The 16,805-nt window shown below is 69.4% G+C and carries 17 protein-coding genes; 9 read left to right on the top strand and 8 right to left on the bottom strand.

The genetic code is table 11. The features are described from left to right. Nucleotides 1-9: 9 nt before the first annotated feature. Nucleotides 10-1,188, top strand: coding sequence for an aminotransferase class V-fold PLP-dependent enzyme (locus NLX83_RS00385; protein WP_254232852.1), 1,179 nt, complete (start codon nucleotides 10-12; stop codon nucleotides 1,186-1,188). On the opposite strand, the gene NLX83_RS00380 is transcribed toward NLX83_RS00385, so the two are convergent. The 3 genes from NLX83_RS00380 to NLX83_RS00370 form a co-directional block, all read right to left on the bottom strand. Continuing rightward, the gene (locus NLX83_RS00380; protein WP_374118611.1) at nucleotides 1,185-2,444 is read right to left on the bottom strand and encodes a M14 family metallopeptidase; all 1,260 of its coding nucleotides are present in this window, start codon (nucleotides 2,442-2,444) and stop codon (nucleotides 1,185-1,187) included. The genes NLX83_RS00385 and NLX83_RS00380 overlap by 4 nt on opposite strands. Before the next feature lie 41 nt (nucleotides 2,445-2,485). Beyond that, nucleotides 2,486-3,766: a M14 family metallopeptidase gene (locus NLX83_RS00375; RefSeq protein ID WP_254232851.1), complete on the bottom strand. Its 1,281-nt coding sequence runs from the start codon at nucleotides 3,764-3,766 to the stop codon at nucleotides 2,486-2,488. A gap of 79 nt (nucleotides 3,767-3,845) precedes the next feature. Further along, on the bottom strand, nucleotides 3,846-5,141 hold the full coding sequence (locus NLX83_RS00370; protein ID WP_254232850.1) for a M14 family metallopeptidase: 1,296 nt from the start codon (nucleotides 5,139-5,141) through the stop codon (nucleotides 3,846-3,848). 232 nt (nucleotides 5,142-5,373) lie between these two features. On the opposite strand from NLX83_RS00370, the gene hisD reads away from it, so the two are divergent. Genes hisD through NLX83_RS00350 form a run of 4 tightly spaced genes read left to right on the top strand, consistent with a single transcriptional unit; the run spans nucleotide 5,374 to nucleotide 8,569 of the window. After that, nucleotides 5,374-6,696: a histidinol dehydrogenase gene (hisD, locus tag NLX83_RS00365; protein ID WP_254232849.1), complete on the top strand. Its 1,323-nt coding sequence runs from the start codon at nucleotides 5,374-5,376 to the stop codon at nucleotides 6,694-6,696. Continuing rightward, a complete protein-coding gene (locus NLX83_RS00360) occupies nucleotides 6,693-7,805 on the top strand; it encodes a histidinol-phosphate transaminase (RefSeq protein WP_254232848.1) in 1,113 nt (370 codons plus the stop codon). Before hisD ends, NLX83_RS00360 begins: the two co-directional genes overlap by 4 nt. Further along, nucleotides 7,802-8,401, top strand: a complete 600-nt coding sequence (gene hisB, locus NLX83_RS00355; RefSeq protein ID WP_254232847.1) for an imidazoleglycerol-phosphate dehydratase HisB — start codon at nucleotides 7,802-7,804, stop codon at nucleotides 8,399-8,401. Before NLX83_RS00360 ends, hisB begins: the two co-directional genes overlap by 4 nt. A gap of 9 nt (nucleotides 8,402-8,410) precedes the next feature. Further along, nucleotides 8,411-8,569, top strand: coding sequence for a hypothetical protein (locus NLX83_RS00350; protein ID WP_254232846.1), 159 nt, complete (start codon nucleotides 8,411-8,413; stop codon nucleotides 8,567-8,569). Nucleotides 8,570-8,728: 159 nt separating this feature from the next. On the opposite strand, the gene NLX83_RS00345 is transcribed toward NLX83_RS00350, so the two are convergent. Both NLX83_RS00345 and soxR read right to left on the bottom strand, forming a co-directional pair. Then, the gene (locus tag NLX83_RS00345; RefSeq protein ID WP_254232845.1) at nucleotides 8,729-9,259 is read right to left on the bottom strand and encodes an RNA 2'-phosphotransferase; all 531 of its coding nucleotides are present in this window, start codon (nucleotides 9,257-9,259) and stop codon (nucleotides 8,729-8,731) included. Nucleotides 9,260-9,472: 213 nt separating this feature from the next. Then, nucleotides 9,473-9,937: a redox-sensitive transcriptional activator SoxR gene (soxR, locus tag NLX83_RS00340; protein WP_254232844.1), complete on the bottom strand. Its 465-nt coding sequence runs from the start codon at nucleotides 9,935-9,937 to the stop codon at nucleotides 9,473-9,475. 55 nt (nucleotides 9,938-9,992) lie between these two features. Between soxR and NLX83_RS00335 the strand changes: the two genes are divergently transcribed. The 4 genes from NLX83_RS00335 to priA are packed head-to-tail and all read left to right on the top strand — an operon-like array spanning nucleotide 9,993 to nucleotide 13,069. Continuing rightward, entirely contained in the window at nucleotides 9,993-10,694 is a 702-nt protein-coding gene (locus NLX83_RS00335; protein ID WP_254232843.1) for a transketolase, read from the top strand. Further along, nucleotides 10,694-11,635, top strand: a complete 942-nt coding sequence (locus NLX83_RS00330) for a transketolase family protein (RefSeq protein ID WP_374118610.1) — start codon at nucleotides 10,694-10,696, stop codon at nucleotides 11,633-11,635. Before NLX83_RS00335 ends, NLX83_RS00330 begins: the two co-directional genes overlap by 1 nt. Before the next feature lie 58 nt (nucleotides 11,636-11,693). Next, on the top strand, nucleotides 11,694-12,323 hold the full coding sequence (gene hisH / locus NLX83_RS00325; RefSeq protein ID WP_254232842.1) for an imidazole glycerol phosphate synthase subunit HisH: 630 nt from the start codon (nucleotides 11,694-11,696) through the stop codon (nucleotides 12,321-12,323). 14 nt (nucleotides 12,324-12,337) lie between these two features. Further along, on the top strand, nucleotides 12,338-13,069 hold the full coding sequence (gene priA / locus NLX83_RS00320) for a bifunctional 1-(5-phosphoribosyl)-5-((5-phosphoribosylamino)methylideneamino)imidazole-4-carboxamide isomerase/phosphoribosylanthranilate isomerase PriA (protein ID WP_254232841.1): 732 nt from the start codon (nucleotides 12,338-12,340) through the stop codon (nucleotides 13,067-13,069). On the opposite strand, the gene NLX83_RS00315 is transcribed toward priA, so the two are convergent. The 3 genes from NLX83_RS00315 to NLX83_RS00305 are packed head-to-tail and all read right to left on the bottom strand — an operon-like array spanning nucleotide 13,066 to nucleotide 16,679. After that, on the bottom strand, nucleotides 13,066-14,319 hold the full coding sequence (locus tag NLX83_RS00315; RefSeq protein ID WP_254232840.1) for a cytochrome P450: 1,254 nt from the start codon (nucleotides 14,317-14,319) through the stop codon (nucleotides 13,066-13,068). The two genes, priA and NLX83_RS00315, sit on opposite strands and share 4 nt — an antisense overlap. Beyond that, nucleotides 14,319-15,458, bottom strand: coding sequence for an alpha-hydroxyketone-type quorum-sensing autoinducer synthase (gene cqsA / locus NLX83_RS00310; RefSeq protein ID WP_254232839.1), 1,140 nt, complete (start codon nucleotides 15,456-15,458; stop codon nucleotides 14,319-14,321). Before cqsA ends, NLX83_RS00315 begins: the two co-directional genes overlap by 1 nt. A 15-nt stretch (nucleotides 15,459-15,473) precedes the next feature. Next, nucleotides 15,474-16,679, bottom strand: a complete 1,206-nt coding sequence (locus NLX83_RS00305; protein WP_254232838.1) for an NAD(P)/FAD-dependent oxidoreductase — start codon at nucleotides 16,677-16,679, stop codon at nucleotides 15,474-15,476. Nucleotides 16,680-16,805: the final 126 nt, after the last annotated feature.

Raw genomic sequence — 16,805 nt, 5'->3', positions numbered from 1 at the left:
GGTGAGGCCATGTTCGACGACGGGATCGACCTCGACGCCGTCCGCACCGACACGCCCGGTGCCCGCGAGCGGATCTTCCTCGACAGCGCGGGCTCGTCGCTCCCGCCTGAACCCGTGCTACTCGAAACGATCAGCCACCTGCGCCGCGAGTCCGAGGTCGGCGGCTACCGGGCCGCGGCGGAACGCGCCGACGACCTGGAGAAGGGCTACGCGGTCGCGGCGAACTTCTTCGGCTGCGAACCGGAGGAGATCGCGTTCACCGAGAGCGCGACGCGGTCCTGGCTCAACGCGTTCACCGCGGTCCCGCTCGCGGCGGGCGATCGCGTGCTGATCAGCGAAGCGGAGTACGGCAGCAACGCGGTGGCGATCTACCACCGGGCGCGATTGGTCGGCGCGCGGGTTGACGTCGTCCCGTCCGATGAGACCGGTGCGTTGGACCTCGACGCGCTGCGGGAGTTGTTGGACGAGCGCGTGAAGCTGGTGTCGCTGGTGCACGCGCCGACCAACAGCGGCTTGGTGAACCCGGTGCGCGAAGCCGTGGAAGCCGCACACGACGCGGGCGCGCTGGTGCTGCTCGACGCGTGCCAGTCGGCCGGGCAACTGCGCGTCAAGGTCGACGAGATCGGCGCGGACCTGGTCGCGGTGACCGGGAGGAAGTGGCTGCGAGGCCCGCGCGGAACCGGTGTTCTCGTTGTGCGCAACGGAGTTCGCCTGTGCCCGACGCAGATCGACCAGCACGGGGCGACGTGGCGCCTCCCGGACGGCGTGGAGCTGCGGCCGGACGCGCGCGTGCACGAGCTGTGGGAGTTCTCCGTCGCCGATCGGCTGGGCTTGATCGCCGCACTGCGGTACGCGGACCAGGTGGGGATCGACGTCATCGAGCGGGCTGTGCGGGCGCGGGCCGAGGCGCTTCGTGAAGGGCTGGCCGGGATTCCTCGCGTTCGAGTGCACGACATCGGTGCCGTGCGGAGCGGCATCGTGAGCTTCAGCATCGACGGGATCGGCGCCGGAGCGGTGAAGGATGCCTTGCGCGGCAAGCGGATCACGGTGTCGGCCGGTGGATCCCACGGCGCGTTGCTGGACATGAGCAAGCGGGGGCTGACGGAGTTCGTGCGGGCTTCACCGCACTACTTCGTCAGCCCCGCGCAGGTCTCTGCTTTCCTTGAAGCGGTCGCGGATCTGGACTAGCAGGTCTTGCCGATCACGCGGGGAACACAGTCCGCATAGGACAGAAGCAGGTCCACTGCCTTGTCGTTGCGGGCGGTCTCCCGCTCGATCACCGTGTCACGCGGGTAGAAGCCACCGGCTCCGCCGCCGCTCGGGTACATCTCGAAGGTGTAGGTCCAGATCTTGTGCTGGCCCCACATCCAGTCGGTGATGTCGCCGTCCGTCACGTACAGATCGCTGCCCTGCTGCGGGGTGTAGCCGTTGGTCTGCGCCATCTGCCTGCCCAGTGTGGAGAACGCCTTCTGCTCGTCGGCGTTCAGTCCGGGCGCCGTGTCGTCCTGGGTGTAGCCGAACGGCCACAGCACCAGTTCCGAGTAGGTGTGGAAGTCGATGTTCGCCGTGATCTGCTGCTTGCCGCCGACCATCCGCGAGTTCACCAGGTCGCGGATGCGCTGCGCCTCGGGGGTGGAGAACGCCGACGGTCCGCGGTAGGTCTCGCTGCTCGGGCTGCCGGAGGAACCGCCGCAGCAGCCCCACTTGTAGCCGAAGTTGCGGTTGATGTCGGTCGCCTGCTGCTGCCGGTTCTTGCGCCAGCTGCGGAACTGCCCGGTGGCGATGTCGTACTCCGCGCCGTCCGGGTTGACGCTCGGCACGATCAGGATCTCGCGGGAGTCGACGACGCCCTTGATCGCGGAGTTGCTCGCGTAGCCCGTGGTGAAGCGCTTGGCGATGCGCAGGCACATCTCCACGGTCAGGTGCTCGCGGGCGTGGATGTTGCAGTTGAAGAGGACTTCCGGCTCGTTCTCGTCGGAGTTGACGTTGTCGCTGACCTTCAGCATCCAGATGTCGCGGCCCTCGTGGCTCTTGCCGATGCTGGAGAGCTTGGCGATGTTCGGGAAGTCCGCGGCCGCCTTGCGCAGCTCGGCCGTCATCTCCGCGTAGTTGTGGTAGCCCGCGTAGCCGGACGGGAAGTCCCGCGCGCCGGGGCCCGAGGTGAGCCCGGCCAGCTGCTCCTGCACGTCACCCTGGAAGGTCAGGGCGAAACCCTTGTCCCGCAACAGCTTCGCCTGCTCCTTGGTGGCGGCGACCGTCATCCGGTCACCGTGCACGGAGTAGACGTCGACACCGGTCGAGGCCACGGAGGTGCGCAGCTCGACCGATTTCGCGGTGACGTCGTAGACGCCGGTCGACTCGGGTGGTGCCGCGCCCGCGCTGATCGCACCGGGCAACAGCAGTGCCATACAGATCGCCACCAACAGGCCGCGATGCTTGCGCATGGGGTACCTCCGAAGGAAGCAGGGTTGATCGGAGCGTGGAATCAACAGGTGCCACCGACGATGCGCGGCACGCAGTCGGCGTAGGTAAGCATCAGCTCGACCGCCTTGTCGTTGCGACTCGTCTCGCGGTCGATCACCTCATCGGGTGGGTAGAAGCCGTACTGGCCGCCGAACATCTCGAAGGTGTAGCTCCAGATCCGGTGCTGGCCCCACATCCAGTCCCGGACGCCGCCGTCGGTGATGTAGAGGTCGCTGGCCTGCTGCGGCTTGTAGCGGTTGCTCGTCGCCATCTGCGTGCCCAGCTCCTTGAAGGCGCGCAGGTGCTCGGAGTTCAGGTCGGGCGTGGTGTCGTCCTTGGTGTAGCCGTAGGGCCACATCACCAGCTCGCCGTAGGTGTGCCAGTCGATGTGCGTGGTGATCTGCTGCTTGCCACCGACCACGCGGCTGTTCACGAAGTCACTGATCACCTTGGTCTCCGGCGCGGAGAACGGGTTGGCGCCGCGGTAGGTCTCGCTGCCCGGCGTGCCCGAGGAACCGCCGCAACAGCCCCACTTGTGGCTCCAGTTGCGGTTGAGGTCGGTGCCGATCCGGCTGCTGCCCGGGTTCGGCTGCCGGTTGAGCCGCCAGCTCTTGTAGGTGCCGGTGGACACGTCGTACTCGATGCCGTCCGGGTTCACCATCGGCAGGACCCAGATCTCCCTGCTGTCCATGAGCTTCTTGACCGCGGGGTCGGTGGCGTAGCCGGTGGTGAAGCGCTGCACGATGCGGCGCAGGCACATCTCCGCGGACAGGTGCTCGCGGGCGTGCTGGTTGCAGGTGAAGATCGTCTCCGGCTCGTTCTCGTCGGCCGCGACGTTGTTGCTGAGCTTGACCAGCCAGACGTCCTTGCCCTCGTGGCTCTTGCCGACGCTGGAAACCTTGGCCAGGTTGGGGAAGTCGCGCGCGGTCTTCTGCAGCTCCGCGGTCAGCTCGGTGTAGTTGTGGTAGTTCGCGTCGGCGGGCGGGAAGTCCTTCGGCGTGACGTCCGGCCCGCTGCGCTCGGCCAGCTGGCGTTGCCTGTCGCCGATCGGGGTGAGGCGGTAACCCTTGTCGCGCAAGGTCTTCGCTTCACCGGGCAGGGCGGAGACGGTCATCTCCGCGTGGTCGACGCCGAGCACGTCCGCGCCGGAGGAGACGACCTCCGTGCGCGCGTCCGTGCCGACGACGCCGTCCACCGTGTAGACGGTCTCGGTCTCCGGCATGGTGGCCAGGCCGTACGCCGGGACGATCACGGCGAGGCAGGCGCCGACCGCGACGGCTCTCAGGCCGAGTCGGGTGGCCATAGGGTCCTCCAGATGTGTTCACAGGGGTCAGGGGCGTTCCCACCCGCGCTGGTGGGAACGCCCCTGGAAGTGCTGTCTCTCAGCAGGTCTTGCCGATCACCCTGGGCACGCAGTCCGCGTACTCCAGTAGCAGGTTGACGGCCTTGTCGTTGCGCGAGGTCTCCCGCTGGATCACGGTGTCCCTCGGGTAGAAACCGCCGCCCAGAGCGTTCTTCGGGTACATCTCGAAGGTGTAGCTCCAGATCTTGTGCACGCCCCACATCCAGTCGCCGATGCTGCCGTCGGTGATGTAGAGGTCGCTGCTCTGCTGCGGGGTGTAGCCGTTGGTCTGGGCCATCTGGCGGCCCAGGGTGGCGAAGGCCCGCTGCTGGTCGGCGTCCAGTCCCGGAGCGGTGTCCGCGGTGGTGTAGCCGAACGGCCACAGCACCAGCTCCGAGTAGGTGTGCCAGTCGATGTGCGTGGTGATCTGCTGCTTGCCGCCGACCACCCGCGAGTTCACGAAGTCGCGGATGCGCTGCGTCTCCGGCGCGGAGAACGCCGAGGGGCCGCGGTAGGTCTCGCTGCCCGTGCTCCCGGAGGAACCGCCGCAGCAGCCCCACTTGTAGTCCCAGTTGCGGTTGAGGTCGGTGCCGCTGGGCGCCTGGCGGTTCTTGCGCCAGCTGCGGAACTGGCCGCTGGCGATGTCGTACTCCGAACCGTCCGGGTTGACGTTGGGGACGAGCCAGATCTCCCGCGAGTCGACGTAGCGCTTCACCGTCGCGTCGGTCGCGTAGGTGGAGGTCAGGCGCTGCACGATGCGCAGGCACATCTCGATCGTCAGGTGCTCACGGGCGTGCTGCCCGCAGGTGAAGAGCACCTCCGGCTCGTTCTCGTCGGTGCCGACGTTGTCGCTGATCTTGATCAGGTTGAGGTCGCGGCCCTCGTGGCTCTTGCCGATGCTGGAGATCTTGGCCAGCGCGGGGAAGTTCGCGACCGACTTGTTCAGCTCGGTGTTCAGCTCGGCCAGGTTGTGGTACCCGGCGTAACCGGAGGGGAAGTCGTTGGTGCCGGGGCCGTCGGGGGCCTTGGGCAGCCGCGAGTGGAACTCGACCTTGAAGCCCTTCGCGCGCAGGTCCGCGATCTCGGCAGGGGAACCGATCACGGTCATCGCGTCGCCGTCGAACCCGAGGACGTCGATCCCCGTGTTCGCCACCGCCGTGCGCTGCTCGACCGTCGCGGTGCCGCGCACCTGGTAGACGGCACGGTCGTCGGTCTGGGTCTGCTGGTTTGCCACGGGTGCAGGGGTCGCCGTGGCGGTGGCGGGGATCGAGGCGACCAGCGCCGCGCAGGCGCCGAAGGCCACCGCGAGCAGGGCCCGCCTGGTCCTTGTCAACATCGTGCCTCCGAACGTTGACGGAGTGTGATCAATGTGAGCGTGGCCCAGATCACGGAGAGTCGACAAGACATAACTTCGGAGGAATAGGAGCGTCCTATGGGTTGTAGCCCGTTCGAGTGGGCAGGTTGACGCAGCGCACACCGATCTCGGTTCTGCTCCGAGTGGGCTACCGCCTAGGCTGGGACCAGCGAAAACCACCGACCCCTTCTGAGAGAGCAAGGACTGCCCCCTCATGCTGAGCCGCATCGACCTCCGTGGTCGCGTTCCCTCCGCCGCCGAGCTGCGCGCCTCGCTGCCGCGCGCCGAGGTCGACGTGGACGCCGTGCTGCATCAGGTGCGACCGGTGGTGGACGCGGTCCGCGAACGCGGCGTCGATGCCGTCCTGGAGTTCGCCGAGCGCTTCGACAAGGTCCGTCCGGCGCGCGTGCGCGTGCCCGAGGCCGAGCTGAAGCGGGCCCTGGACGAGCTGGACCCGGCCGTGCGCGAGGCGCTGGAGACCTCCATCGCGCGCGCCCGCCTGGTGCACGCCGACCAGCGCCGCACCGACACCACCACGCGCGTCGTGCCCGGTGGCACCGTCACCGAGAAGTGGGTGCCCGTCGCCCGGGTCGGCCTCTACGCGCCCGGCGGCCTCGCGGTCTACCCGTCCTCCGTTGTGATGAACGTGGTGCCCGCGCAGACGGCGGGCGTGGAGTCGCTGGTCGTGTGCTCCCCGCCGCAGGCCGCTTTCGACGGGCTGCCGCACCCGACCGTGCTCGCCGCGTGCGCGCTGCTCAACGTCACCGAGGTGTGGGCGGTCGGCGGCGCGCAGGCCGTCGCGCTGCTGGCCTACGGCGGTGTGGACACCGACGGCGGCGAGCTGGAGCCGGTGGACACGGTGACCGGGCCGGGCAACGTCTACCTGACCGCGGCCAAGCGGCTGCTGCGCGGGCTGATCGGCATCGACTCCGAGGCGGGCCCGACCGAGATCGCGATCCTGGCCGACCACACCGCCGACCCGGTGCACGTGGCCGCCGACCTGATCAGCCAGGCCGAGCACGACCCGCAGGCCGCCAGCGTGCTGGTGACGACCTCGGAGGAGCTGGCCGACGCGGTCGACGCGCAGCTGACCGCCCAGGTCGCGGCGACCAAGCACACCGAGCGCGTGCGCACCGCGCTGAGCGGCAGGCAGTCCGGCTGCCTGCTTGTGTCCACAGTGGACGAAGGGCTGCGGGTGGTCGACACCTACGCCGCCGAGCACCTGGAGATCCAGACGGTGGACGCCGCCGCGGTGGCCGCGCGCGTGCGCTCCGCCGGGGCGATCTTCGTCGGCCCGTACTCGCCGGTCTCGCTCGGCGACTACTGCGCGGGCTCCAACCACGTGCTGCCGACCGGCGGCTGCGCGCGGCACTCCTCCGGGCTGAGCGTGCAGACCTTCCTGCGCGGCATCCACGTCGTGGAGTACACCCGCGAAGCCCTCGCGGAGGTGGCCTCCCAGGTGGTCGCGCTCGCCAACGCCGAGGACCTGCCCGCGCACGGCCAGGCCGTCACCGCGCGCTTCGGTGGTGCGTCATGAGCATCCTGGGCTCGGAGTTCACTCTCGACGGGTTGCCGCTGCGCGAGGACCTGCGCGGGCGCTCGCCGTACGGAGCGCCGCAGCTGGACGTCGCGGTTCGGCTCAACACCAACGAGAACCCGTATCCGCCGCCGCCTTCGCTCGTCGCTGATGTGGCTTCGGCGACGCGTGTGGCGGCTGAGCAGCTGCACCGCTACCCGGACCGGGACGCGGTCGAGCTGCGCACGGCGCTCGCGGAGTACCTGACGCGCGCGACCGGCGTTCCGCTGGCGACGCAGAACCTGTGGGCCGCCAACGGTTCCAACGAGATCCTGCAACAGGTCCTCCAGGCGTTCGGCGGCCCGGGGCGCGTCGCGGTCGGCTTCGAGCCGTCGTACTCGATGCACCCGATCATCGCCGCCGGGACGCGCACGGAGTGGCTGTCCGCGCCGCGCCGCGCCGACTTCTCGCTGGACACCGACGCCGCCGTCGCGCTTCTCGTCGACCGTCAGCCGGACGTGGTTTTCCTGACCAGCCCGAACAACCCGACCGGCCAGTCCATCCCGGCCGAGGACCTGCGCAGGCTGGTCGCGGCGGCTCCGGGCATGGTCGTGGTGGACGAGGCGTACGCGGAGTTCTCCGCACAGCCCAGCGCTGTTTCGCTGATCGGCCACTGTGGACGGTTGATCGTCTCGCGCACGATGAGCAAGGCGTTCGCGTTCGCGGGCGGTCGGCTGGGCTACCTGGCCGCCGCGCCCGCGGTGGTCGACGCGTTGCAGCTGGTGCGGCTGCCGTACCACCTGTCGTCCTTGACGCAGGCCGCGGCGCTGGCGTCGTTGCGGCACGCGGATGCCACGCTCGGCTCGGTCGCCGCGTTGGCGGCTGAGCGGGACCGCGTGGTGGAAGCCTTGACCGGTATGGGTTTCACCGTGGTGCCCAGCGACGCGAACTTCGTCCTCTTCGGACAGTTCGGCGACGCGCGCGCCGCTTGGAAGTCCTATTTGGACCGTGGAGTGCTGATCAGGGAGATCGGCATCGCGGGCCACCTGCGGGTGACCATCGGGGTCCCCGACGAGAACGACGCCTTCCTGGCCGCGAGCAAGGAAGTGGCAACGGAGGTGCAGCGGTGAACCGGATCGCCAAGATCGAGCGCACGACCAAGGAGTCCTCGATCCACGTCGAGCTCGACCTCGACGGCGCGGGCAAGGTCGACGTCAGCACCGGCGTGCCGTTCTTCGACCACATGCTGACCGCGCTCGGCGCGCACGCGTCCTTTGACCTCGTCGTGCGCGCCACCGGCGACGTGGAGATCGACGCGCACCACACCGTCGAGGACACCGCGATCGTGCTCGGCCAGGCCCTGCGCGAGGCGATCGGCGACGCTTCGGGCATCCGCCGCTTCGGCGACGCGTGGATCCCGATGGACGAGACCCTGGCGCACGCCGCCGTCGACGTCTCCGGGCGGCCGTACTGCGTGCACGTCGGAGAGCCGGAGCTGCTGGCCGGTTACACCATCGGCAACAACTACCCGGCCGTGCTCAACCGGCACGTGTTCGAGTCGCTGGCCTTCCACGCGCGCATCGCGCTGCACGTGCGGGTGATCCACGGGCGCGACCCGCACCACATCACCGAGGCTCAGTTCAAGGCGATCGCGCGAGCGCTGCGGGCGGCGGTGGAGCGGGACCCCCGGGTTACCGGCATCCCGTCCACCAAGGGCGTGCTCTAACCTGCGCGCATGGACTTCGTCTACATCGCGCTGCTCGCGCTCGCTGGATTCCTCATCGGTGGCGCGTACACGCTGTGGAAGTCGATGAAGCTGATCGCGATCCTGCTCCTCGTCGGAGCCGTGCTCGCGGGCGCGGGCGCCGTGGCCTGGTGGCTCTCCACCACCTGACCCAGCCCGGGTTCGGCGGTCTTCAAGTACACCCAACCCCCGCCCCAGAAGTCGTAAACCACAGCAAACCCGCCTTGCGTCCGGGGGTTGGGGGCGGTTTGAGACGGCTGGGGGTGGGGTGCGTGGTACTTGAAGACGCCCCAACCGCCGGGCGTGAGGTTAGGTGCGGCTGAGGTAGCGCGGCGGGACGGCGGCGGTGAGCCAGACTCCGTTGGCGCTGCGGTGGAATGTGTGGCCCTCGGCGGACATGGCGGCGGCGTCGACCACCAGGATCGTGGGGGAGCCACGGCGGCTGCCGACGCGGCGTGCGGTCTCGACGTCCGCTGACAGGTGCACGTCGTGGCGCTTCATCGGCCGCAGTCCCTCGCTGAGGATCGCGGGCAGGAAACGCTCAACCGTGCCGTGGTAGAGCACTGCGGGCGGCTCCGCCGGTTCCAGGCCGAGGTCCACGGCGACGCTGTGGCCCTGGCTGGCGCGGATGCGCTCGCCGGTCTCGTCGAAGGCGAAGCGGCGCTTGTCGTTACCGGCCACCACGGCTTCCAGTTCCTCGCGGGTGATGCGCAGCGCGGCGAGCAGATCGGTGACGTCCACCCAGCCCGCCGCGTCCAGGGTGATCCCGATGGCCTCGGGGGCGTGGCGGAGGTGGCGGGACATCCGCTTCGACACGCTCACGAGTCGTGCTTGGTTCATGCCACCAGTGGAACACCCCGCCGCAACCGCTTAGTCACCCCTGCTCCGATGCACTAAACTCCACCCCATGCCCCACACCCCGCGCGCCCCTCACTCCGCCCGCGTGGTCTAAACCAATCCCGTTTCGTACTCATAGCGGGATTTGGGAGCGCTCTCTTTCCGGCTATGAGTACGAAACGGGAAAGTGACGGCGGGGGCGGAGTGCTGGGTGGGCTAGTCGCGGCCGCCTTCGGCGGCGGGTTTGAGCTTGTGCGCGCCGGGGCCGAATCGTGCCTGCTCGTCGTTCTCGTTGTAGAGGCCGCACGCCTTCAACGACAGGCAACCGCAACCGATGCACGACGCCAAGCGCTCGCGGAGGCGTTGCAGCGCGTCGATGCGGATCTCCAGCTCCTTGTCCCAGGTCTTGGACAAGCGGGTCCAGTCCGCCTTGGTCGGCGTGCGGTTGTCGGGCAGCGTCGCGAGCGCGTCGCGCACGTCCTCAAGGGTCAGCCCCACGCGTTGCGCGGAGCGGATGAAGGCCAGCCTGCGCAGCACGGAGCGGGCGTAGCGGCGCTGGTTGCCCGTGGTGCGCTCCGAGACGATCAGTCCCTTGTCCTCGTAGAAGCGCAACGAGGTGTGCGGGACACCGCTGCGGGCGGCCACATCGCCGATCGTCAGCCATTTGGGCAGTTCCGCCATGAGACAGCAGCCTAGTGCTTGACCTCCAGCTAAGTCGAGGTTGCACCGTGGTCCCATGACACAGGGGATCTCGCGAAGGGGTTGGTCGGAGCTACCCGACCTGTTCAAACGGATGACCGGGGACGAGAAGCACGAGTGGGCGGCGACCTCCACGTTGCCCACCCTCTGGACGCTCTACGACCGCGTGCTCGACGTCTCGCCCGAGCGGGTCGATGATCCGGACCGGGACCGCTTCCTGCTCTCCAAAGGGCACGGGCCGATGGCCTACTACGCGGTGCTCGCCGCGAAGGGCTTCCTCGATCCGTCCACTTTGGACAACTGGACGGACTTCGGTTCGCCGCTGGGCCAGCACCCGGACCGGGTGCTGGTGCCGGGTGTGGAGATCAGCGCGGGCTCGCTGGGCCACGGGTTGGCGCTCGGCGTCGGCCAGGTCCTCGGGCTGCGCGCCCAGGGCCGGACCAAGCCCAGGGTGTTCGTGCTGGTCGGCGACGGCGAGTTCGACGAGGGCAGCAACCACGAGGCCATCGCGCTGGCGGGCAGGCTCGGCCTGGACCGGCTGACCGTCGTGGCCATCGACAACGGCTCCGCCAGCCACGGCTGGCCCGGCGGCATGGCGAGCCGTTTCGCCGTCGAGGGCTGGGACACCGTCACGGTTGACGGCCGCGACCAGGAAGCGCTCTACCACGCGTTCACCGAGGAGCACCCCGGCCGCCCGCGCGCCGTGGTCGCCATGATCAGGGAAGAAGGTGCGGAGTGATGACCGCCGCGGACTTTCACGGGAAGACCGAGCTGGCGCTGATGTCCTCCGACGTCACGATGCGCGAGACCTTCATCGAGACGGTCACCGCCGCCATGGACACCGATCCCAGGATCGCCGTGGTGACCGCGGACATCTCGGCGGGCAACTTCACCGAGGCGCGGTCCAGGCACCCGGAGCGCGTGGTCAACGTGGGCATCCGGGAGCAGGCGATGATCGGCGTGACCGGTGGGCTCGCGCTGACCGGGCTGCGGCCCGTGGCGCACAGCTACACGCCCTTCCTCATCGAACGGCCCTTCGAGCAGATCAAGCTGGACCTCGGGCACCAGGACGTCGGCGCGATCCTGGTCAGCATCGGCGCTTCCTACGACGACCCCGTGTGGGGGCGCACGCATCAGGCGCCCGGCGACGTCGCGCTGATCGACACGCTCCCCGGCTGGACGATCCACGTGCCGGGCCACCAGGACGAGGTCCGCTCGCTGTTGACCACGGCCCTGGCCGGGGACGACCGCGTGTACCTCCGCCTCTCCACCCGCCGCAACGCGCGGGCGTACCCGACGGGCGCGGGCTTCACCCCGGTCCGCCTCGGGAACAAGGGGGTCGTCGTCGCGGTCGGACCGACCCTGGACGCCGTGCTCGCCGCTACGTCCACTGTGGACGTCACGGTGCTCTACACGGCCACGGTGCGCCCCTTCGACCACGCCGGGTTGCGCGACGCGGTCGGCTCGAACGCGAACGTCGTTCTGGTGGAGCCCTACCTCCAGGGCACCTCGGCGCACGAGGTCACCACGGCACTGGCCGACACCCCGCACCGGCTGCTCGCCCTCGGTGTCGGGCGCGACAGCGAGGTCCGCGCCTACGGAACGGCGGAGCAGCACGACGCCGTCCACGGCCTCGACCCGGCGGGTCTGCACCACTCGATCACCCGCTTCGTGGGCTGAGCCACTCCGCCCGGGAACGGGTTCGCGGGTGGGCGGGGGTGCCGACTAGCCTGGTGACGTGTCCCGCGTCGTCGTGCTCGACTATGGCTCCGGCAACCTCCGCTCCGCCGAACGCGCCCTGCGCCGCGTCGGTGCCGACGTCGAGGTGACCGCCGACCATCGTGCCGCGCTCGCGGCGGACGGGCTGGTGGTTCCCGGGGTCGGCGCCTTCGGCGCGTGCATGGCGGGGCTGCGTTCGGTGCGGGGCCCGCGCATCATCGGCGAACGGCTGGCAGGCGGGCGCCCGGTCCTCGGGATCTGCGTGGGGATGCAGGCGCTGTTCGAGCGCGGCGTCGAGCACGGGGTCACCGACGAGGGCTGCGGCGAATGGCCGGGCACGGTCGAGCGGCTGCACGCAGACGTCCTGCCGCACATGGGGTGGAACACCGTTCGCGCCCCGTCGAACAGCCAGTTCTTCGCCGGGCTCGACGAGGACGCCCGGTTCTACTTCGTGCACTCGTTCGGGGTGCGCAAGTGGGAGCTTGAGGCGGACGGCCCCTTCGCCCCGCCGCTGGTGACCTGGGCCCACCACGGTGAGGACTTCGTCGCCGCGGTGGAGAACGGGCCGCTCTGGGCCACCCAGTTCCACCCGGAGAAGTCCGGCGACGCCGGTGCGCACATCCTGCGCAACTGGCTGAACACGCTCTAGCAGAAGGTAATCCCGTGACTTTCACGCTGTTCCCGGCCGTCGACGTCGTCGAGGGCAAGGCCGTCCGGCTCACCCAGGGCGAGGCGGGCACCGAGACCGCATACGGCACCCCGCTGGAGTCGGCGCTGGCCTGGCAGGACGGCGGCGCCGAGTGGATCCACCTGGTCGACCTGGACGCGGCCTTCGGGCGCGGGGACAACCGGGCGCTGCTCGCCGCGATGATCACCGAGCTGGACGTGAAGGTCGAGCTGTCCGGCGGTATCCGCGACGACGCCTCGCTGGCCGCCGCCCTCGGCACGGGCTGCGCGCGGGTGAACCTGGGCACGGCAGCGCTGGAGAACCCCGAGTGGTGCGCGAAAGTCCTTGCGGCGCACGGGGAACAGGTCGCCGTGGGACTGGACGTGCGGATCACCGAGGAAGGCCACCGGCTCAAGGGGCGCGGGTGGACCTCGGACGGTGGCGACCTGTGGGAGGTGCTGGAGCGCCTTGAGCGGGACGGCTGTTCCCGTTACGTGGTCACCGACGTCTCCAAGGACGGCACGCTCCAGGGCCCGAACGTGGAGCTGCTGCGCGAGATCTGTGCCCGCACGGACAAGCCGGTGATCGCCTCCGGCGGCGTGTCCAGTGTGGACGATCTGCGCGCGCTGGCCGAGCTCGCCCCGCTCGGCCTCGAAGGCGCCATCATCGGGAAGGCGCTCTACGCCAAGGCTTTCACGCTCCCCGAGGCACTTGCGGCCGTGCGCTAGGAGACGGCGACGGGAATGCTGCTCATGCCGTGAATGGCGCGGGAGGTGTTGCGCACCAACGGACCGTTGAGGCGCAGGCCGGGGAAACGGGTGAACAGCTCGCGCAGCGCGACCTCGATCTCGATCCGGCCGAGCCCCGCGCCGAGGCAGTAGTGCGCTCCCGCGCCGAATCCGAGGTGTTCCCGGTTGTTCGGGCGGTAGGGGTCGAAGACCTCCGGGGCGGCGAAGACCTCAGGATCGCGGTTGGCTCCGGCGAGCATCAGCGCCATCGTGCTGCCCGCGGGGATCTCGACACCTTCGACGGCGACGTCGATCTCGGGCGCGCGGGCGGTCAGCTGGATGGGTCCGTTCCACCGCAACACTTCCTCGACCACGTCGGCGGCGAACCCGGGGCGCTCGACGAGGGTGCGCTTGTGCTCGGGGTGGGCCAGCAGCGCGAGCACGCCGTTGCCGATGACGTTGACGGTGGTCTCGAACCCCGCGCCCAGCACAAGACCGGCGGTGGCGATCACCTCCCGCCTGCCGAGCGAGCCGCGCAGCAGGTCGCTGAGCACGTCCTCGCCGAGCGCCTGGCGGCGGACCGCGATCAGCTCGTCGAAGAACCGCCCCATGTCGATCATGTTGTCGCGGACCTGGCGGCGTTCGCCCATGGTGCGCACGCCCTCGATGGTGTCGCCGATGGTGCGCCCCCACCGGATGAAGCGCTCGTGCTCGGAGTCGGGGATGCCGAGCATCTCGCAGATCACCCGCACCGGAACCCGCACGGCGAAGTCCTGGATCACGTCGAACTCGCCGCGCACCTCGGCGGCGTCCAGGAACTCGGCGACCACCTTTTCGATGCCCGCCAACCGTTTCCGCACCGCGCGCGGGGTGAACGACGCCGCGACGTGCTTGCGCAGCAGGCCGTGCTCGGGAGCGTTGAGCGAGAGCAGCGAGTGGTCGATCGGATGGGCGATGTCCAGGTGGTCCTCGGGCCCGCGCGTCCAGTCGACCCCGGCGAGCTTCCCGTCGGGCAGCATCCGGAAGCTCGGCGAGCGCAGGATCGCGGCGCACAGCCGGTGCGAGGCGGTCGCGTACACGCCCGCCGGGCTGCGCACCACCGGACCGGCGGTGCGCAGCCGCTCCAGTTCGGGGAAGGGGTCCGCCAGCCTGCGGGTGCCGAGCAGTCGCGCGACCGGATCACCGGTGAGCGCCACCGCCCGGAGCATCGTCCTGGCGGCGCCGAGCCGCAGCGCCTTCCACGGTTCCATCACGACACCGTCGCCAGGACCGCGGAGGTGATCCGGTCGACGTCGGCGTCGCCGAGGCCCGCGTGCAGGGACAGCCGGAGCAGCGAGCCGCCCTCGCTGGTCGCGGGCGGGATGAAGATCGAACCGTGCACGCCGAGGTGGTCCAGTTCGTCGCGCAGCCGCATCGCCTGGAGCTCCTCGCCCGCCACCAGCGAGATGATCTGCGCCTGGCTGCCGTTGATGTCGACGCCCGCGGCGAGCAGGGTGCCGCGGACGCGCTCGGCCACCTTGTGCAGGCGCAGCCGCCGCTCCTCCTCCGAGGAGACCACGTCGAGTACCGCGGACAGCCCGGCCAGGTCGTGCGGCAGCAGCGCCGAGGAGAAGATCGCCTGCGGACCCGTGTAGCGGATGTAGTCGGTGAACCTGTTCGCGCAGGCGATCAGCCCGGCCCGGGTGACGAACGCCTTGGACAGGCTCGCGGTGACGAAGTCGACCTCCCCGGCCAGCCCGAGCTGGTGCACGAGGCCGCCACCGTCCGGGCCGTACACGCCGAGCGAGTGCGACTCGTCCACGACCAACACGCAACCGTGCTCCCGCGCGACAGCCACGATGTCGGCCAACGGGCAGATGGTGCCGTTGAGGCTGTAGATCGAGTCGACGACGATGATGCCCGGCCCCTTCGACCGGATGCGGCGGTCCAGGTGCTCCGGTGTGTTGTGCCGCCACTTGACCGGCGTGGCACCGGCGATCCGGACGCCCTCCCGAAGCGACTGGTGCGCCTTGGAATCGACGAAGACGGTGTCTCCCGGGCGCGCGATCGCCTGGAGGAGGTCGGTGTTGGCCGCCCAGCCGCTCTGGCACAGCAGCACGCTCTCGGCGCCGACGTGCTGGGCGAGCCTCCGTTGCAGCACCGGTTGCGGATCGTCGTCCTGCAGGTACACGCCGGACATCAGCGCGCCGCTGCCGACCTCCCGCAGCGAGGCAATCTGGGCCTCGACGATCCGCGGGTGCCGTCCGATGTCCAGGTAGTCGTTGCTGTGCAACAGGATCGCGTCCGGGCCGAGCGGCACGTGCCCGAAGAGGCCGCGCCCGTCGTCCTCGCCGAGGTAGTTGGTGCGGTAGAACTCATCGGCCCGGAGTCGGACCGCCGCGTCCATCATGTCGAGTCCGTTTCGTCAGCGCGTGGAATGAATCGCGATACCGCCGTGCATCGCGATGAAGTGGTCGGTCTGCTGCTGGTCGTCGCGGAGACCGGAAAGGAACTGGAGCTCGTCGTGATCGAGCGCGCGCATTTCGGCCTGCGCGCAGACGTAGTCGTAGTACGCGGTCGCGGCCGGGCCCCGGAGACAACTCTCGTAGTGCTTGAGCGCCACGTCGAACGCGCTGTCACCGGAAAGCCAGTCGTCCAACCCGGCGGCCAGCAGCTCCGCGTCGCGGAAGGCGTGGGTCATCCCGATCGCGGTGCATTGGTCCTTGAAGCACTGCGCATCGCCGGCAAGCACCCATCCCTGGCCGAAAAGCGGCCGTAGATACGCGGACTGGTCCAGCGTGGCGAACAGGCGCCCTTCCCGTTTCCCTTGCGCGCGAACGCGTTTGCCCAACTCCGGGCTGACGAGGTCCAGCGCCTGCTCGAAGTTGCCTGCCAGGTCGACGCGAAACTCTTCGGCCAGTTCCCGGGGACCCCACACCAGCAGCATGTTCTGGCCGAAGTTCGTGGGCGCGGCCGCCACCCCGAGTCGCCCGCGCTGGTACATGTAAGCGCTTGGGAGGGTGAAACCGGAGTAATAGCCCCAGTAGGCGAATGTGCACTTGTGGCGCACATCGTGCTTGCGCAGTCCAAGGGCGCGGGCGACGGAGGAGTTGCGTCCGTCGGCGCCGACGACGACCCGGGCGCGCTCCTCGACCGACCGGCCGTCTTGCGTTTTGCCGCGAATGCCGACGACTCGGCCCTTGTCCTGGATCAGTTCTTCGACGACGAATCCCGTACGCACCTGTGCTCCGGCATCCGCCGCAGCGTCCAGCAGAATCTTGTCGAGCACGCGACGGCGCACCGAGGCGTAACGCTGCACCACTCCCGAGTCGTCTCCGTGGAGTTCGCGGAAGTGCTCGCGCAGCAGATGCAGCGGCACGGTCCCGGACAGTTCGATGCCGTCCTGGACCACGTTGAGAACGGTGTGCGAGGGGGTTGTCGCCAGTACCTGCTTCAGCAGTCCCCAGCGATTCAGGTACGAGAGCCCGTGCGGCCAGACGAAGTGCGTCGACGGGACATCGCTCGGAAAGTTGGCACGGTCCACCACGAGGACTCGGTGGCCTTTACGTGCCAACAGCATGGCCGTCGGTGAGCCGGCGCAGCGTGCTCCCACCACAATCGCGTCGAACATGACAGATGAATAAACCGTGCGGGAGACTTGCTGCCAAGGGGGCGAATCCGTTGGTACCGCTGGTTTTTCCGCTGGAATTCGCCCTCTTGGCGGAGGTCAGGCCGACCCGCGGGCATGTTCGACCGT

Source organism: Allokutzneria sp. A3M-2-11 16 (assembly GCF_024213555.1).
Taxonomy (GTDB): Bacteria; Actinomycetota; Actinomycetes; order Mycobacteriales; family Pseudonocardiaceae; genus Allokutzneria.
Note: the sequence above shows the minus strand (reverse complement) of the source record. Positions and strands in the feature narration are given on the sequence as shown.

Coding starts and splice junctions, on each gene's coding strand:
- NLX83_RS00385 (WP_254232852.1), top strand. CDS start 10: ATGTTCGACGACGGGATCGACCTCGACGCCGTCCGCACCGACACGCCC.
- NLX83_RS00380 (WP_374118611.1), bottom strand. CDS start 2,444: ATGCGCAAGCATCGCGGCCTGTTGGTGGCGATCTGTATGGCACTGCTG.
- NLX83_RS00375 (WP_254232851.1), bottom strand. CDS start 3,766: ATGGCCACCCGACTCGGCCTGAGAGCCGTCGCGGTCGGCGCCTGCCTC.
- NLX83_RS00370 (WP_254232850.1), bottom strand. CDS start 5,141: ATGTTGACAAGGACCAGGCGGGCCCTGCTCGCGGTGGCCTTCGGCGCC.
- hisD (WP_254232849.1), top strand. CDS start 5,374: ATGCTGAGCCGCATCGACCTCCGTGGTCGCGTTCCCTCCGCCGCCGAG.
- NLX83_RS00360 (WP_254232848.1), top strand. CDS start 6,693: ATGAGCATCCTGGGCTCGGAGTTCACTCTCGACGGGTTGCCGCTGCGC.
- NLX83_RS00350 (WP_254232846.1), top strand. CDS start 8,411: ATGGACTTCGTCTACATCGCGCTGCTCGCGCTCGCTGGATTCCTCATC.
- NLX83_RS00345 (WP_254232845.1), bottom strand. CDS start 9,259: ATGAACCAAGCACGACTCGTGAGCGTGTCGAAGCGGATGTCCCGCCAC.
- soxR (WP_254232844.1), bottom strand. CDS start 9,937: ATGGCGGAACTGCCCAAATGGCTGACGATCGGCGATGTGGCCGCCCGC.
- NLX83_RS00335 (WP_254232843.1), top strand. CDS start 9,993: ATGACACAGGGGATCTCGCGAAGGGGTTGGTCGGAGCTACCCGACCTG.
- NLX83_RS00330 (WP_374118610.1), top strand. CDS start 10,694: ATGACCGCCGCGGACTTTCACGGGAAGACCGAGCTGGCGCTGATGTCC.
- NLX83_RS00315 (WP_254232840.1), bottom strand. CDS start 14,319: ATGGAACCGTGGAAGGCGCTGCGGCTCGGCGCCGCCAGGACGATGCTC.
- cqsA (WP_254232839.1), bottom strand. CDS start 15,458: ATGATGGACGCGGCGGTCCGACTCCGGGCCGATGAGTTCTACCGCACC.
- NLX83_RS00305 (WP_254232838.1), bottom strand. CDS start 16,679: ATGTTCGACGCGATTGTGGTGGGAGCACGCTGCGCCGGCTCACCGACG.